Below are 15,184 nucleotides of genomic sequence, written 5' to 3'. Positions count from 1 at the left end.
AAAATGACTACTACCAGGCTTTAACGCTTCCTTTCTTGTCGTGGGTTATACCCAGCGAAGACAGATACTTAGCAAGAAGAAGAACGGAAAAGGCAAAATCCTGAAAATTTTCATAAATAGCGAGAACCTGCGAGGTCGCCGCCCCGTAACATGTCAGATAGCCGGAAAGGACCCGGAAAGCTCAGGAAAATCTCATGTTCGGGCTTCGATGCTGCCTTCATTTCAACCCGCCAAGCTTCAGCACGTTGCACGTGCGATAAGAATATTAAAGCCCAGCTTTAACGAGGCATATTTAGAATGCTAACTGAATATATAAATCTTAGGCATGGTGATACATCCCCAAATTCTAATTACCTCATATCAATACAAGGCAATCAAAAGAAGCACTAAAGTTATTGATTGAATTTTTTTAGAACGCCCTACATCAAATTGGTAGATAAAACATTTGTTAACACCAAATAAAATAGACCTAAAACTAGAGCTAAAATCATCAATGTTATAGCCAGCGTCTTGTAGCTCAATCTGAACATGTAAATCGACTGCGCAAATAATATCAGGCAGAGGACAGGCGACAGGCCAACAAAAAAAGTTGTTAAGGTCGAACCCTTCACGACTGACAACACCATTGCCATCCTTGTAAACAGGATTTGTGGTTCAAAAATGCATTACCGCAGTAATACTTGAAATCATCAAAAGAAAAACACACATGATAGTTAATCTTCTCATTTGAAGTCCATAGGAAACCAGCATTAAACTCAAGAAAACCATTGCTGATGAAAGACTGAGAAAAAACAATAAGTCATTAATGTCTTCATTTAAGATGAACATCCGAATTGTACTCTTTTATTGGGTTATACATCAATGATAGCGTTTATCCACAACATTTTTATATCTTTCTAACCTTAAACTTCGGCTGTACAATATCTTCAAATTGAATGTTCGTCTGACTTGTATCGCTCAGTAACTTCTCCCATCACGAGCTTGCTTCTTTTGCTATGTCCTTCTCATGCCAGCAGGCGGCTTTGCCTGATTCATCAATAACTACATGCCAGACCTAAGAAAGTTCTTAATCGCTCCCGCTTACGCTTGCTGATTCACAGGTAAATGCCACGCTATTAAGGACTCTGATGAGGAGTTTGCCGACTCCAGGGAAACATCCATAAAAAGAGCAAGTGAAACTGAGACTCTGGTAGCCCTCCATGTGAGGGCATTTTTTTACATTGCTGCGCTTCGCTTGTTAAATATCGAGTCTTTTCTACAATTTAAAGGTGCTTTGCTATGTCAGGTAAAGCCGTCGTTCAGAAATACCCGTGTGCTCAAGGATGAGCCATCCCTAGTTTTTCCTTTCCAGCTCTATCTGCCTTATACCAGCCAGTTTATTGTTGCCCTTCTCAATCACTGCCAGCAGCGGCTTAATCCAAAGCACGGCCTGGCAGTACGTCATTGAGCGGGCGGCAGCGGTACTATCATCGGCTGCGTCAGTTCCGTCGGTATCGGCGTGCATTGCGCTGGAACGTAAACGGTACGCGTATTCGAGCAGCCCACCAGCAATGTCAGTAGGAACAGGCAGATCACAGGTTTTTTCACGGTGGAGAATCTCCCGGTATTCGATTACGGTATCTTCGGTGCTGGTGTCGATCAGGGAATTAAGCCTGTTGGCATGTTCTGCAACCTGATTGAATCGATTGAAGTTGAATGTTTGGGTGGCGATCACCTGCCCCTGCAAAGAGTTGTCACTTCGCAGAATGTCGTTATCGCTCTGAAGGCTACTGGCGTCGGAGCAACTCTTAACGAGAGCGACCGAAAGGCCAGCAATAACGACAACGCCGATAAGACCCGGATTTATTTTCATTGGTCGAGCCCCCAGCACGTCAACGCACTTTCCTGTTCGCGCCGCTCAACCTGCCCATAACAGCCATTCTTTTGGCCTTTAGTCAGGCGGCAATCACGTCCACCGTCCTTAATCCACCAACGGATTGCCTCACATGCACCTATGCGGTCACCTGCATTGATGCGCCTATAGAAGGTCGAAGGGAAGCATTTACCGGGACCAATGTTGTACGGGCAGAAAGATGCTATACCGACCTTCTGCGGCTCTGTCAGAGGTACTTTGATATTGCGATCTACCCAGGCTAATGCCTTATCGCGTTCAATAGCGTTAACCTTCCGGCATTGTTCCTCAGTGGCTGTCATGCCCCTAACAACACGCCTGCCATCGATAAAGGTAACGCCGTGACATAAAGACCAGACCCCACCCGGATCAACAACGGCCACCAGCGCATTGCCTTCTTTCTCGCTGATGAACTGATCAAAAATGAGTGGAGCAGATGCTCCTGATGCGATTAGTGCCAGCACTGCTGTGCTGAGTTTTGATTTATTAGACATCATTCACCTCGCGCAGCTCTTCGACGGTCTGCTTTTATTTGGAAGTACAGACTCGTTAACCACGTCAGCAAACCAAACATGAGGCTACCGAGCACACCAATGGCAGCCCATTGAGATGGTGAGACTTTATCGAGGAGCTGAAGTAACCAGTATCCGGTTCCCCCTCCAGATGCGCCGTATGCAATACCTGTCGTGATTTTTTCCATTCGATACATACTCTCACCTCGCTGAATAGCGGGTGTATGTGGAAATAAAAAAGGCCGCCAGATGGCAGCCTTATTAAGGACTATTTCGATTTATTCGAACAAGAAGCTATTTTTGTAATCACCCAATTTAATAACCCTGATTTCACTTTGGTCAAATTCTAATTCTACTGCCCTCGAGGGTACGAATTGATTTGATGAAATCATTAGTTGTGGATTAGTGTGTTGGGTCATCGAAAAAGATGTTCCGCCAAGATGTTTCAAGGAGATTTTTATTCGTGAGTCTGGAACGAAAAGAATCTTATCTTCGCCTGACACACGTGGCGTGATATCCAAAACGACCCCATCAACATTCCTGTACAGGCAATGTGCCTCTGCCTCGATCATTGAACTACTTTCCCACAGAACCCAGCCATAAACAGGCTCCCCACCATTGATTTCAATCATTTTTGCAACGTTATAATAGCATTCTTGCTCGTAAGGTTCGAAATCATCCGGTTTCGTGAAGGAATAATAACCCATTGCTAATGTTTGATTTGGTTCAATTTTCCCTACGATTTTTGAAGGGTTATTGCTCATGACAGATGGAGTTGTAGCCTCACCGGAATGAAAAAAACCATTGAATCCATTTAAAAAATGCATTTTTATCCCCTGCTTTGAATTTTCAGCTGTGTGGTGCAAGAGATAATCTATAAAAAATATGCCGAATCCACCAGTCGCAAAAAACACAACATCTTCTTTTTTAGCAGTTCATAACATTTTACTTATGCTTCGGTATTGAGTGAAGGGATACAAACGACGATATGACAGGGGTATTGATGCAATGCACCTCGCGAATACCCCTGTCGTATCGCCGTAAAGCAAAAGCCCCGACTGGCGGGGCTTTGGTTAATTTCAAATTGTCGCTTAAGTTCGCTGCCATCGCGGCGCAGCTCTGCCAAGCATGGATGAATTATCTAAATTCCTGGCTCGTTTTCAATATATAAATAGAAATAGAGCACGAAAAGTCAAAAACCAATCATTCAGCTCTGCTCAGCCAAGAGCTTCCGCGTAGATAAAAAGACCTTTGCTCTGAATATTTCCAGGCACCAGCGAACTCTTTTTCTGGCCTCCCAATCCGTTAGCCACGGTGCAATAGACTGTAACTCCCGTGTAATGTCTGAGATTTTTTTGCGTGTGGTGTAATACTGCAGACCGACGATATAAACCGGGTCATTTACATCAAGCGCCTGCAGCACTGACTGCTCGACAAAATCAACGTCATCATCGCGCATAGCTTCATCAATGATACTGGTGGCGGGCTGTGGCCACAAAATGGCGTGAGCACGATATAAGGCCTGCGGCCCTCTGAATCCTTCTGCTCGAGCTTGTTCCAGTGCAGCTGTAAAGCGAGACAATGCCTTATCCGACCATCGCCCGCCCTTAAGAACATCCCAGCATGCATGAGCGCGAGGCAATCGTGGGGCTGTTCCACCGCTTACCCCCTCGCCCCATGTTGTCAGCAATGATTTAATCCATGCCGACTGAATACCTGTAAGAAGCATGCTTTTACCCAACCAGCTTTTACGCGGCGCACTCGCTGCTTTACCCAGCGCTTCAATATGATTACGGCGTTGACGTGGTGTCATCCTGTTCGCTCCTTACGCCAGAACGCCGAGCGCGTAGGCCCGGTCCAGCACTCTAATGATCATTTCCAGCTGCGAGCCATATTTGCGCTCGAATGCCAGTCGGTCGTTATGCAGTTCGGTGTGATGCTTTCGGCAAAGTGGTATGGAGAAGATGTCATGCGCTTTTGTCGCCATGCCACCCTGCCCCCATCCGATTAAGTGATGTGGGTCGTCTGATTGCTGCTGGCAGCATTCACAGGGCTGTGTTTTCACCCAATTCAGATAATCGCGACTTTCCCAGCGAAGACGCTTTGGTAGACGCATGAAAGACTGAGGCGGCGCCGGATCCACCATCACCCCCACCAGAGGTTCGGTCAGCGCATCAGGCAGGTCAGCGGATGAAACTAATTCCCCGAGGATGCTGGTGGCCGATACTGAAGGCGTAATATCGCTTTCACGACCAATCCTGCTTTCTTGAGGTAAACGAAGCGCTTCACGAACGCAGGATTCTGGAAGTGCATCAGTAACCCCTTTACGAACTGCCCACCAGCAGAGTTCAGCGAGGGAAATCTCGCGGCTTTTGTCGATAGCGAGTGAAATACGAACCGAATCCAGAACAAAGGCAATTACATTTCTGCGTGCCAGCTCTGCCAGTGCTTCGGTACGCTGCTCTCGCAAGTGGTTATCACAATAGCCACAAAGCAGGATGGAGCCAGGCTCATGGTGCATAATGGTTAGTTCGTGATAGTGGTATTCACTGTGAGCGAACTGGCAATTTCCGGCGCCGTGCTTTAGCAACCAGTAATCAAGCCCACTTATACCACCAGCTGCAGTCAGGACCTTTTCATTCAGAAAGAAGCTTCGCAGCTGCTCGTTTTCAGCCAGTGGCTGCCGCGCGTCCGAAACGCGACCAGTTTGATATCCAGCCATACTTTCTGGCTGGCGCTCGATTAATACTCTACCTGCGGTGAACAACTCCATCAGCTCTCTTCCTGGCTTCAAAAGTACGACACCCAGCTCCCGTGCAATCACAGGTTGAAGAAGCGCACGCATCACTCGCTCTCCCTGATAATGATCTGCCCGTTCTCGCCCCAGAGCTTTGTTATCCTTGAATCCCATATATGCGTGTCGTCTTCGAAGAGCGCATCCATCAAAGACTTCATCAGGTTATCAAGATCGGGTTTACCCTGATGGGGCTGCCCGTTCATCTCTGCGCGCTTCTTTTTGCTCCAGCTATTCGGCATCGGAAGAACGAAGGTAACGTGTGAATTTGACTCTGGCATGTAAATGCCCAGCAGCCGGACGTGATCGCAAAAGGCCCGGTAACGCATAACTTCAGGGCGCTTTTTCCATTTGTCTGCACGCGTCATGCGTGGCTTACCCATCGGGAGGATGTTGTAGACTGTCACGATCACCCCCATGCCCGGGAACGCATACTTTGCGCTGTCTTAGCTGAGGATTTTTGCTGAGGTAGTAATGCGCTGACTATCCAAAGACGAGGGTCAATATCGAGGCTTTTCTCGACGGGGACGCCTTTAGACTTGTAGCGAGCCACCAGTTCATTGGCTTCTTCGGTTGTCAGCCCGGTGTGAGTGAACCAGCTTTTCTTCATGCCGCCTCCTGCAGGAGTGACATCAAAAGAAAAATGCTGGCCCGTTGAGGGGTCAGTAGGCATTTATTCGGGTTTGGTGTTTGCGCCATGGTTTCTCTCCAGTGGCGCAGCAGGTATAGGGTGTTCAGGCCTATGACGGGAGTGTAACAGAATTCTTGGAAACGCGATAACCAGCCCGTTCAAGCATCTGCGTAAAGAGTGTCGGTGTTCCTACTATCTCATCATCCTGTAACGGCATAAATGATACTTCATCCCCACGTCTGTACATGAGCGCGCGACCACTATCAGGAAATGAGTGCAGTCGCGCAACGATAACCCCATCGTTGCATCTGATGACCGCATAGCCCTTGTTTGGTAATTCTTCTTTTTGTTCCACCAATCTCCCCTCCAAACTGGAAAATTTCAGCATGCTGTTTCAATAAAACCAGTCGTCTGCACTTTCCCAGGTCTGCTGGAGGATTTCCTCAACCTTTTTCTTCGCTTCTTTTTCGCCACCGTAAACACTTAACCAATCGGAACCTGAGCGACGCACAATCAGACTGCAGTTACCGAACTGACTCTGGATCCGTTTTAATAATTCTCTCTCAAGTGCCGGGACTGCACCCTCTGGAAGTTCTTTAGTACGATCAATGGTTAATTCAACTTTCATAAGCGCCTCCACTGCAAAAGCTGTATGTTTATACAGTACACTTATGGAGAAGTTTGATCAACGCCTTAACAGCACGAATTGTTAAAGTTTGATTATGTTGTTTACAAACAGGACAGTGGGCGTTAATGTCGAAGCAAGTATAATTCACCCAATAAATTCTTCATTAAATCAGCACCATATAACTAATCTTTAATGGAATCGACAAGCCATGACAATAGCCACTTCACCCAGACTCATTCTTCGTTCATTTAAAGAGAGTGATGCTTTAGCACTTCTGGATTATCTGTCTTCGCCACGTACTCCCTGTTTTCAGGACGAAACGCTCAACTCAGTTGAGGATGCCGTAGACGAAGTATGCAGAAGAGCAAATGATCCAAGCCAATTTGCTGTTTGCCTCAAAGACACCGACCTCGTGATTGGCCATCTGTTTGCAGAAAATAGTGGCGAACCAGATGCTAATACGTGGTCAGTAGGTTGGCACTTCAATCAGCGCTATGAAGGGTACGGGTATGCAACAGAATCAGTTGGGGCCCTGTTTAAATATTTGTTTAACGTGAAACAGGCAAGGCGTCTCTATGCGTACGTTGAAGACTACAACCTGTCCTCTCAAAGATTGTGCTCCCGCCTTGGTATGCGACAGGAGGGTTGCTTTAAAGAGTTTGTTTCATTTATTACGGATGAAGGCGAGGAAAGATATGACAATACATTTGTTTATGCCTTACTAAAAAAAGAATTTAAATCAACGATTTAATCTATATTTCAAGTGCTTATCACAGGATGTAATTTTTGGCTGTGCCATATAATTCCCCAGTGTGAAAGGAGCGGACATTCATTGTACTGGTTTGTTGAGCTCAAACAGGCAAACAATGCTGCCTGCTGCAGGTTATTTATTATTTTGCCAAATGTTTTCGCATCAGTGCATTTTCTAATGTAATTCCACGGCAAATAGGAAAACCTCTCTCCACTACATGAAAGCCGTGTCGTAGAAAGAACGCTTCCGCAGCCTTACTTACATTTGAAGTAAGCTCACTAGTTCCATGTTGCCTCGCTTCCTCATGAATGCAATTCATTAGTAACGTCCCTACCCCCTGTCCTGAATAGATTCCTGAGACATAAAAATGGTCAATGTACCCATTTGGTTGGAGATCTGCATATCCAGCTATTTCACCATCAAGCTCTACAACAAAAGGGCGTAGTTGCCTCATGTGATTGGCCCATTGTTCCAAGTCGATTTCTGCCGGGGCCCAAGCATCAATTTGTTCATGTGTGTAGTAGTCTGATGCGATGGTATGTACAGAAGAATAAAACACGTTAAATAATGGGATTTCATCCCCATTACGGAACCTTCTTATTTTCATAAAACCTCATTATGAAAGCTGCTTGTAGAACAATAGTACTTTTTGTGAAACAGGGTGTCATCTCCTCTCTCACAGTGGGCCCATTCCCAGTTAGCCAGTCCGTTCTGTGCCAGGAGCAGACAGTTACAAAATCTCTGTAAGTTCAAATTCCTCAAAGATAAGTTCCATTTCTTCAGAAAAAGTGCCTTCACGTTCAAAATAACGCTTATGACCTTCATTCCAATACTCCAGACTTAAATCGCCTTCACCTTCCTTACTGGCGAGTTCACTCGTCATTTCACTGAAGCGGATGACTTGCATCCTGAGAGTTCTAATCACGCACATTGGCTGTCCGGCTCCGTTAAGAATGATATTATAACTTCCAACGCAGGGAGCTTCGCCTCGTTCATACTCATGCTGAAAAGAAACTATCGAAGAGCATGTCGCTGTTTTACTCCCACTCAAAACCAGTTGTACGAGTTCGTCAGCAAGTTCTGGGCTGTCGCCAAATTGCCATGTCAGTGCACCGGGATAAATTTTTTTTAATTCTTCGAGCTTTGCCATTTTTAGCCTTTGTTAATTTGATTTGCTTAGAGGAAGAGACCCATTTCCAATCAATATGAACTATCTAATGCAAAAATTCACCGTTGTTCCATTACTGAGAGCTTCCGCTTCTCGCTCATAAGGGACAACCATACTCAAATCTCCCACATTGCAGGAGATTTGAGTATGAACACGTCACCGTGGAATAAAGACCGTATCATAGGCCAAAAAAGACCACTTCAGATATCTCATATCTGGGGGATTCGAATCCGGCTTGAACTGGAAGGTAAAACGCGTGATTTAGCTCTGTTCAATATGGCCTTAGACAGTAAGCTACGAGGCTGCGATCTGGTGAGCCTCAAAGTATCTGATGTTGCATATGGTAGCTCGGTTTCAAGCAGAGCTACGGTGCTGCAACAGAAAACCGGTAGCCCTGTGCAATTTGAGATAACCAAAGGGACAAGAGAAGCTGTTGCTGCATTGATAAAGCTTGGCAATTTGCACAGCAAAGACTTCTTGTTTCGGTCTCGGATCGGAACTAACCGGCACATATCAACCCGACAATACAGCCGAATTTTTCATGGGTGGGTAGAAAAGCTTGGTCTCGAAGCTTCGCTTTACAGCACACATTCCATGAGAAGAACAAAACCTTACTTGATATACAAGAAATCCAAGAATCTCCGGGTGATCCAACTTCTGTTGGGCCATAAGAAACTGGAAAGCACAGTCCGTTATCTGGGCATCGAAGTCGATGATGCGTTAGAGATATCTGAATCGATTGAAGTCTAAGGTTATCAGGGCTGCAACAGCAGCCCTGTGCCAGAAGCGGACGTTGCTAACTAATCAGTTCGCTACTTGCCACAACCTCTACACGAACAGCTCAACGTTCTGGCTGAACTGGTAAAAAAAATAATAACCCGAGAATGATGAGACGTTAACGAGTGCTTAAGGTGCACCAGAACTTTTTACGGGTAAGCCTTCGGGCATATCTGGAAAAAGCTAATTCGTTAGAATCTAATAGATATGTATTAACATTGAGAATCTGGTATATATTAAACAAGTAGTAGTGCAAATAATTAATTGGAGGCGAGATTGCAACAAGTTTATCATGAATGTCGGCGAAGTATTGCATACGTAACGGTCCAGACATCGGAGGGTGATGAGTCTATAGGTACAGCTTTTCACATAGGCCAAGGCTACTTTATTACTGCCAAGCATGTGGTTTTTAACAACACAATAATCGAAGTCGGAATCACTCAGCCACATAACAAGATTGTTGAGTATCACGCGGCACCACTTTCAGAAGAAGAACGCCCCCAAATTTTAAAAGTATGTTTAGAACCCGTATTTTTAGAAAGTGACGTTGACGATGTGGCTGTTTTCAAAGTGGAAAAGTACGAATCCATACCTTCTATCTTGCTAAGTTCGACGCATGATATCCATCAGTCTGAGGATTTAGCATTACTGACGAATGTATTATGTGTTGGTTATCCACCTATCCCCATTACTGCGCATCCATTTCAAGTTGCTGTAAAATCCACAATTAGTTCGTTAATTATTATGCGAGGAAGTCAATATCTGAGTTATGTTATAGCAACAATGGCTAGAGGAGGATTCAGTGGAGGTCCAATTATCAATGACAGAGGAGAAGCAATAGGCGTAGTTACCGATAGTCTATGTCGTAACGATCAAGTAGTGGAAACGGGTTTTATGGCATGTATAAGCATATCAGCTGCTGCTGAGCTAGCTTTAAAATATGGGTGGGACCCAGATGACCATGAATACTATCGCGATATAGAATCATTAGCTACAATAAAGTTGGCATTAACCAATACTGCAAGATTAAATCCACATGCATTTGATCTTAAATTATCCGTTTATGATGACAACCGCGATGTTTTTATAGAAGTGTCTTGTTTTGATGAGAGTGTTCGAAATTTAGTTATAAGTTCATTTAGCGTGATTTGTCCGCTAAGTATAAATATGACGGAAGGATCTTCGCTAATAGCCACGCCAATCGATAATCCCCCTCCTATTTTGTTGAAGAGAGCTGCTGAAGCTGCACGAGATATGCTTTGTGCGTCTGGGTATTCATTGGTCAGACAAAGGTTTACAGATGGATATTTCTAACCCATGTTTAATTGATAATATTAGTGGATCCGCTTACGAACCTAATCGATCGAAATCGATTTATTGGCAGATTTGAGCCAAAAGCGGATAATTCAAAAATCGGAATATTGCAGTAAAAATTATTATATCTAAGCAATTTTTACTGCATGTGCTATGGCTGCTTTTCTTTCACAGCAGACTTTGTTGTGCTTTAGGCATTCTGCTTCGTGCCAGGAACGGACTTTTTTGACAGTTGTTGTTGTTAGTCAAAGAGTAGGTCTGCTTTAGTTTAAAATATTTAATATAGGATAAGTAATTACGCCATACTGACATGCATTGTATATTTTTTTTATAGCCGTTCCTGCAGAAACGCAGTGATAATTTCTCAGTCAATTACTTTAATATCACCATCACTTTCGACTTCCCATGGGATCCTGTAAGCTCTGAAATTCGGATGAAAAAAAAGTTGATAGATGATATTTCTACTCTCCTCGGAAAAAGTGCCATTTTTCACCTTTTCAAACTTTGGGCGAGATGATTTGTTTTTTTCGAAATCAAAATCTGCAAGAGTGCCGGAGATATAATCAGGAATGCGAATGAAGCTATCATAAAAATTATCCCCCTCCAGTTCAGGTTTAGGTAATAATAATTTCTCCGAAGAGTCCACTCCATTATTCCCACATAAAACATGATAGGTGGAGGCTACCTGCTCAAGCATGTAGTCGCCAATGATTTTATTTTTAAAGGTTAACATGCTATCCCGGTCTGATAACCACGAAATAATTTCCACATCAGCGGTCATGCTTATTTCTGCAAGGAGAAAGGCAGCCAACTGAGCAACTATTTCAATGTCCCTAAAAATTCGTAGATTTACCCCAGGCGAATTGATTAAGTCTTTAGCCTTGTTCAGCTCTAATATTCTTTTTTGATAATTTTCTTTTCCCTCAGGGGTAGATTTGCACCAATATTCCAGAAGGCGAATCATCGACTCCAACCGGTGCAAGTGATAACTTCTTTCATCACTGTGCATCCGCCTTTCTCGATCAAGAATAAATGAAATATTAAACACAGGGCCACTGCTCAGAAAAGTTATGAATTCATCACTGACTGATTTCACCTTTTTAATGTCTGCCGGAGCAATTGCATTTATGTAATCAGACATTTTGTTAAAATGTGCAAGATGTGGAAAAATAGAAAATGTCACTACGTCATTTTTCTTATCTTTATCATAAAATGCATAATCTGAAGAAATGATCCATTTTTTTACTTTACCAAATTCATTTATGAAATTGGTAAAAAATTCCTTTCCACTATGATTAAAACTATCATTAAAGCAAAGAACCGTGTAATGAATAGTTAAACCAATCGGTGCGTGTTCTAACTCGATGCCCTCAAGATCTTGCGGCTTCATAAATCGGGAAAAATCCATTATAAACTCAATTGTAAAGTATAGGCCATTTTATATCTTGAATATTATCAGTAATGCACAGCTTGGATCAATCAATGCTCCTAGTCACATAACAGATTAAGGCATGGCTAAGCTTAGCAACCATTTAGTGCGGAACTAACTGTTTAAGGTCCGCTGCTCGCTCATAGCGGACCTTCAAGAGCATAGAGATGCCGCGGCTAAGCGGCATTTTCATCTACTACATTCACCTTACTTTCTGGTGTGTGAAGCGTTTCAGGTCGAAATCGATTATTGTGCGTTGGTCACGGAAAATGCCGCAACGACCGTAGCGGATCAATTCGCCCCGTGCAATGGCTATTCGTATGTATTTCTCTGCGGTGGTGCGATGCAGATCGAACATCCCAACGACTTCTTTCGTCGTGATACGGCCATGCTTTTTCACCAACTCAATGATCCTTGATATGATTTGGTTGCGTTCACTCTGTGTTTTTGGTCTCGGCATCGGTTACGCCCTCCCCGCCTGACGCAGGCAGTCTTTACGACGCTTGGCGATACGGGCGACCTCAACAGCACTACCAGCTATGCCAAACATTTCTGAATACACCACAGCAGCTCTTCGCCACAGGCCTTTTGCCTCAAGCGCCTTCGCTTTCTCCTCTGCGGCCTGCATCCTGACTGGATCGCTTTTTTCCGCCATACACGGAAGGATTACATCCGGAATATCCGCGTCTGGTACCACCTCGTATGTGTACTGAACACTATTCCGGGAACGAACGATCACGCCTTGGTCGCTTAAGTCACGAAGCAATTTGCCAGCTGTTGCACCTGACATATCCAGTGCCTCTGCAACATCGCCTACGGCGCAGTTCGGTTGGTAGCGCACAAACACTGCTACCTGCTGTTTTTGTGTTAATGCTTTGGTCATTGGTCAATGCTCGATTAGTTGGTTAAACCTGCCGCTTTACGGCGTTGGTACTCTTCTATCAGCAGCTGTGCCGGAGTTGGCCCTGCCGGATGCTGCGGTGCAGCTAGCTGCCGACGGATTGGAGGAACCGAAAGCCCGTTGCTTACGTGCTTCGTCCATTTGGTTAATAACTTCTCTGCCAGTTTTTTAAGTTCCCCCTCGGTCATCTGACGCTCAACACCAGTTCTGCGCATTTCGATGCAGATGTGATACAGCACCGGCTGCGGCCACGGATATTTGTCACTACCCGAAAAACGATACGACTCGTTACGCCAGCGTCGGTATTCACTCATCACCCGGTCGGATGTCAGCCCGAACGGATTTGCGCCACTCTCTGAAACCAGCGAAACGAACTCAGCAAGATCTGGGGGCCATGTATTACCTAATGCGCAACGGTCCATGCATTGCTGACAAACCAGTTTGATCTGGTTCTCAGTCATCGAACCTATTTGAGCTATCCACAGGGCCGTGGGTTCTGCCCCATTCTTCTGCGTCCAGCGGTTCGAGAAGATTTCCCCCATCACCTGCCATAACCGCCACGCTGTCTCCGTCGCCATCAAGTCCGTTCCGGCGTCGCCACTCTGCGTGTGCTGACTGTATTTGCTGAACAACTCGGGATGCTGCTGGCTGTGGTCTAACTGATGCATTCTCGGTACCTCCCGTTTGTGGTGCTTTCAGAACCTTTGCGCGATCCAGGTGGCGAGCGAACTTCTGCTCCCACTGAATTTGATGAAACACTTTCCCTTCGGCTTGCCAGTAAGCGATGAAACTGCTCAGCTCGGCTTCGATATTTATGCCTGCCTTGAGCGGCATGCCCCACAGGTTTGCCTGTCGTGCAAAGTCGGCTGTTGGCTTCCAGTCTTCAAACATCCGGAATTTGCCGAATGGCTGCTGTTGCCCAATTCCGATACCTGGCTGATCCGGATAATCAGGAATAACAGGTTCGACCAGTTCTGTATGTGTGGGGTTTAGATCTTTATGGTTCCTTGGTAGATTCCGTGTCCCGTTTTTGGGACTGTTTAAAGGGAAAAACGGTACTCTTTGGTTAAAATATGACCTGTTAACAATCCCGTTTTTGGTACCCTTATTACCTGAAACAGTCCCGTTAATGGCACTGTTTGTATTAACAGTTCCGTTTTCGGTACGGTTCAAATCAACCGTACCGTTTTTGGGATCCTTTAAAGAGTTCCGGTTTTGGGTCTGTTCGGCATCGGGGATGCTTTCCTCAACACCGACCAGCTTGTACACAGGAATTTGCTTGGTCCTGCCGCGCCGTTCACCTGTGTCGACAACCAGGCCGATTTCCTGCAGATGCTGCAAGCCTGCAAGCACCGTCTTTCTGTCCATCTCAGTAGCCTCTGCAAGCGCAGCGACGGATGGGTAAGCGCACAAGTCAGCGCCGCACATATCAGCCAGCCAGGTCAGGAGCGCCTTACTGGAGGATTTTCCGGTCTTAACTTTCTTGGCCCACCGCATTGCATCAATGCTCATGAAGCCTCCGGGTTGAATTCATTGGTCAAAACTCGATTAAAAAAATTGCGGCGCTACGGCGCTAATACTCGCCAGTAGTGGTCCCGCCGCGTCAGCAGGTAACATGTTGAATAATGCGATTGCCGCCTCGCGGATTTCTTTTTCAAGCTTTTGCAGCGGTGCGCCCAGCAACTTCGCCTGATGCGCCTCACTGCATTCTTTGATAGCGCTCGCCACCAGCTCGGCTTCCGTTCTGGCGTTACTGAGTCCATGCTTTCTGGCGATCTCAATGGGCATAGCGGCGACGATTGCCCCCGACAGTTGCATGATGTATGCGGTGTATTTTTCCGAACCACCTTCGTTTTTCAGATACCGGAATAAATTCTGCTTGTTGACCGCGATACCGCGGCCCCCTTCCTTCGCCCACTGCTCAGCCACCATCTGAGCGATTTTCTCCTGCGCCTGGCCGGGCAAAGTGGATTCCCACTCCCGAACGGCAACCTGTATTGAACGGTGCTTAAAGCTATCTCGCCGATGCGCCATAAATTGATTTTGAGTTTTCAGCGGTCCGGCCAGGCGTTGGTTATGATGTTGATATGTAGCTGACTGCATGATTAAGCCTCCTTCTGAGGTAATCCATCTGTTGCGTTGGGATAGAGGTCTGGACGTAATTCATGCGGGGTGACTTCCCAATCCAAAGCTCTGCATGCGTTTAAAACTTCTGTGCTTGCTACCTGAGTACGGAACCAGACAGATACAGTCTGCGAGTTTTTACCTAAGCGGCGAGCCAGTTCTGTTTGGCTGCCACACAGTGAAATAATTTTTTGTTGAATGTGTTCTTTCATGCTTCCTCCCAATTTATGAATCACATGATTGATAAATAATTTATCAATGTCA

General features: G+C 45.4%; 21 protein-coding genes. 3 read left to right on the top strand and 18 right to left on the bottom strand.

Translation table 11 applies throughout. The features are described from left to right. Positions 1-1,333 precede the first annotated feature (1,333 nt). The 9 genes from V1603_RS12230 to V1603_RS12190 form a co-directional block, all read right to left on the bottom strand. Positions 1,334-1,852 carry a hypothetical protein gene (locus tag V1603_RS12230; protein WP_232960484.1) on the bottom strand — a complete coding sequence of 173 codons (519 nt, stop codon included), beginning with the start codon at positions 1,850-1,852 and terminating at the stop codon, positions 1,334-1,336. Then, positions 1,849-2,385, bottom strand: a complete 537-nt coding sequence (locus V1603_RS12225) for a lysozyme (RefSeq protein WP_395313979.1) — start codon at positions 2,383-2,385, stop codon at positions 1,849-1,851. The genes V1603_RS12230 and V1603_RS12225 overlap by 4 nt, the downstream gene beginning before the upstream one ends. Further along, positions 2,385-2,600: a class II holin family protein gene (locus tag V1603_RS12220; RefSeq protein ID WP_232960488.1), complete on the bottom strand. Its 216-nt coding sequence runs from the start codon at positions 2,598-2,600 to the stop codon at positions 2,385-2,387. Before V1603_RS12220 ends, V1603_RS12225 begins: the two co-directional genes overlap by 1 nt. 81 nt (positions 2,601-2,681) lie before the next feature. Further along, complete coding sequence (locus V1603_RS12215) at positions 2,682-3,317, bottom strand: hypothetical protein (RefSeq protein WP_232960490.1); 636 nt, start codon at positions 3,315-3,317, stop codon at positions 2,682-2,684. Between the two features lie 293 nt (positions 3,318-3,610). Then, a complete protein-coding gene (locus V1603_RS12210; RefSeq protein WP_395312691.1) occupies positions 3,611-4,216 on the bottom strand; it encodes a hypothetical protein in 606 nt (201 codons plus the stop codon). Positions 4,217-4,228: 12 nt separating this feature from the next. After that, positions 4,229-5,248 (bottom strand): DUF968 domain-containing protein, encoded by a 1,020-nt coding sequence (locus V1603_RS12205; protein WP_232960492.1) that lies wholly within the window; start codon positions 5,246-5,248, stop codon positions 4,229-4,231. Then, positions 5,248-5,616 carry a RusA family crossover junction endodeoxyribonuclease gene (locus V1603_RS12200; RefSeq protein WP_023343840.1) on the bottom strand — a complete coding sequence of 123 codons (369 nt, stop codon included), beginning with the start codon at positions 5,614-5,616 and terminating at the stop codon, positions 5,248-5,250. Before V1603_RS12200 ends, V1603_RS12205 begins: the two co-directional genes overlap by 1 nt. Next, entirely contained in the window at positions 5,607-5,807 is a 201-nt protein-coding gene (locus V1603_RS12195) for a hypothetical protein (RefSeq protein WP_047174588.1), read from the bottom strand. Before V1603_RS12195 ends, V1603_RS12200 begins: the two co-directional genes overlap by 10 nt. A gap of 415 nt (positions 5,808-6,222) precedes the next feature. After that, positions 6,223-6,456, bottom strand: a complete 234-nt coding sequence (locus V1603_RS12190; RefSeq protein WP_322407979.1) for a DinI-like family protein — start codon at positions 6,454-6,456, stop codon at positions 6,223-6,225. 208 nt (positions 6,457-6,664) lie between these two features. Here V1603_RS12190 and V1603_RS12185 point away from each other — a divergent pair, with 208 nt between their 5' ends. Next, entirely contained in the window at positions 6,665-7,207 is a 543-nt protein-coding gene (locus tag V1603_RS12185) for a GNAT family protein (RefSeq protein ID WP_322407978.1), read from the top strand. 139 nt (positions 7,208-7,346) lie between these two features. On the opposite strand, the gene V1603_RS12180 is transcribed toward V1603_RS12185, so the two are convergent. Continuing rightward, the gene (locus V1603_RS12180) at positions 7,347-7,814 is read right to left on the bottom strand and encodes a GNAT family N-acetyltransferase (protein WP_045350068.1); all 468 of its coding nucleotides are present in this window, start codon (positions 7,812-7,814) and stop codon (positions 7,347-7,349) included. Positions 7,815-7,937: 123 nt separating this feature from the next. Continuing rightward, positions 7,938-8,357 (bottom strand): ASCH domain-containing protein, encoded by a 420-nt coding sequence (locus V1603_RS12175; protein ID WP_126303413.1) that lies wholly within the window; start codon positions 8,355-8,357, stop codon positions 7,938-7,940. Positions 8,358-8,522: 165 nt separating this feature from the next. On the opposite strand from V1603_RS12175, the gene V1603_RS12170 reads away from it, so the two are divergent. Both V1603_RS12170 and V1603_RS12165 read left to right on the top strand, forming a co-directional pair. Then, the gene (locus tag V1603_RS12170) at positions 8,523-9,125 is read left to right on the top strand and encodes a site-specific integrase (protein WP_126303414.1); all 603 of its coding nucleotides are present in this window, start codon (positions 8,523-8,525) and stop codon (positions 9,123-9,125) included. A gap of 303 nt (positions 9,126-9,428) precedes the next feature. Then, positions 9,429-10,466, top strand: a complete 1,038-nt coding sequence (locus V1603_RS12165) for a serine protease (RefSeq protein ID WP_322407976.1) — start codon at positions 9,429-9,431, stop codon at positions 10,464-10,466. A 364-nt stretch (positions 10,467-10,830) separates the two neighbouring features. On the opposite strand, the gene V1603_RS12160 is transcribed toward V1603_RS12165, so the two are convergent. The 7 genes from V1603_RS12160 to V1603_RS12130 form a co-directional block, all read right to left on the bottom strand. Beyond that, positions 10,831-11,856 carry a hypothetical protein gene (locus V1603_RS12160; RefSeq protein WP_322407975.1) on the bottom strand — a complete coding sequence of 342 codons (1,026 nt, stop codon included), beginning with the start codon at positions 11,854-11,856 and terminating at the stop codon, positions 10,831-10,833. A gap of 241 nt (positions 11,857-12,097) precedes the next feature. After that, positions 12,098-12,355, bottom strand: coding sequence for a DUF977 family protein (locus V1603_RS12155; RefSeq protein ID WP_045350074.1), 258 nt, complete (start codon positions 12,353-12,355; stop codon positions 12,098-12,100). A 3-nt stretch (positions 12,356-12,358) separates the two neighbouring features. Beyond that, positions 12,359-12,778 carry a PerC family transcriptional regulator gene (locus tag V1603_RS12150; RefSeq protein WP_395312690.1) on the bottom strand — a complete coding sequence of 140 codons (420 nt, stop codon included), beginning with the start codon at positions 12,776-12,778 and terminating at the stop codon, positions 12,359-12,361. A 14-nt stretch (positions 12,779-12,792) separates the two neighbouring features. Then, entirely contained in the window at positions 12,793-13,338 is a 546-nt protein-coding gene (locus V1603_RS12145) for a replication protein P (RefSeq protein ID WP_126296543.1), read from the bottom strand. Beyond that, positions 13,250-14,308 (bottom strand): DnaT-like ssDNA-binding domain-containing protein, encoded by a 1,059-nt coding sequence (locus V1603_RS12140; protein WP_395312689.1) that lies wholly within the window; start codon positions 14,306-14,308, stop codon positions 13,250-13,252. The genes V1603_RS12145 and V1603_RS12140 overlap by 89 nt, the downstream gene beginning before the upstream one ends. Positions 14,309-14,344: 36 nt before the next feature. After that, a complete protein-coding gene (locus V1603_RS12135) occupies positions 14,345-14,899 on the bottom strand; it encodes a toxin YdaT family protein (RefSeq protein WP_182278777.1) in 555 nt (184 codons plus the stop codon). A gap of 2 nt (positions 14,900-14,901) precedes the next feature. Beyond that, complete coding sequence (locus tag V1603_RS12130; RefSeq protein WP_023292755.1) at positions 14,902-15,132, bottom strand: YdaS family helix-turn-helix protein; 231 nt, start codon at positions 15,130-15,132, stop codon at positions 14,902-14,904. Between the last annotated feature and the right edge of the window lie 52 nt (positions 15,133-15,184).

This window comes from Enterobacter sp. ECC-219 (assembly GCF_043966805.1).
Lineage (GTDB): Bacteria > Pseudomonadota > Gammaproteobacteria > Enterobacterales > Enterobacteriaceae > Enterobacter > Enterobacter cloacae_N.
This window is presented reverse-complemented; position numbering and strand designations above follow the sequence as displayed.